1 protein-coding gene is annotated in these 347 nt (G+C 62.2%); it reads right to left on the minus strand.

Annotated features, from left to right (window positions below):
- The coding region (locus tag EE949_RS25650; RefSeq protein WP_164666835.1) for a hypothetical protein at positions 1 to 347 on the minus strand (347 nt) is incomplete at both ends.

The following is a 347-nucleotide window of genomic DNA, read 5'->3' on the forward strand; positions in this document are numbered from 1 at the left end:
CTGGTCATCACACGCCTGAGGACTGTTCGCCAGCGACAGGGCATGTGTCAGACTTTGGCCAATCAGCTGAAACCGTGCAGCAAACTGCGCAGTGGACTCGGACGAGACCAGCGCCTTGCGACGGGATCGAGCCTGCGCCATGGACTGGTTCATGCGCGCATATACGCTGGAGATGGACTCGACGATGCCGGTGCGCTGCGTCGCGTCCTCGATGCCCAGCGAGCTGGCAAGCCCCGACAACAGGTCCAGAGCGGTCGCCATTGTTGCGAGGCTTTCCAGGGGCGGCTCCAGTTCAAACACCGATGCAGCAGCCTGAACCTGGCGATCCAGATCGTCGAGTTGCTGGC

This window comes from Pseudomonas viridiflava, assembly GCF_900602065.1.
Classification (GTDB): Bacteria; Pseudomonadota; Gammaproteobacteria; order Pseudomonadales; family Pseudomonadaceae; genus Aquipseudomonas.